Below are 323 nucleotides of genomic sequence, written 5' to 3'. Positions count from 1 at the left end.
AACAACACCACAGACGATTCAAGCCGTCACGGCTTCTGAACTCCCGAGGATGCAACCATGATGAACTGGCACGGGCTGGATGTTTACCGGCGCTTCAAATGGACAACGAAGGTGTTGGTCAAGCGTGCCGGTGGATCTTCGAAGGCTGCCGAGATTATCGGCATGCGCAATCGCCAGAACGTCGAGCGCTGGTATCTGGACGACGGCGACAACGAAACCCGCTCGATCCCGCTCTTTGCGCTTCTCGATCTTGAGAGCGAGGCGGTGGAGAAGTGCGGCGCCCCGGTGCTTATCCCGGCTCTGGCCAAAGAGTTTGGCTATCG

General features: G+C 58.2%; 1 protein-coding gene. It reads left to right on the top strand.

Going from position 1 to position 323, the window contains the following annotated elements:
- Positions 1-57 precede the first annotated feature (57 nt).
- Positions 58-323: hypothetical protein (locus V2L18_RS23440; RefSeq protein WP_336180770.1), on the top strand; the 266-nt coding region annotated here is incomplete at its 3' end.

Origin of the sequence: Breoghania sp. JC706 (assembly GCF_037026715.1) — a bacterium.
GTDB lineage: Bacteria > Pseudomonadota > Alphaproteobacteria > Rhizobiales > Stappiaceae > Breoghania.
Note: the sequence above shows the minus strand (reverse complement) of the source record. Positions and strands in the feature narration are given on the sequence as shown.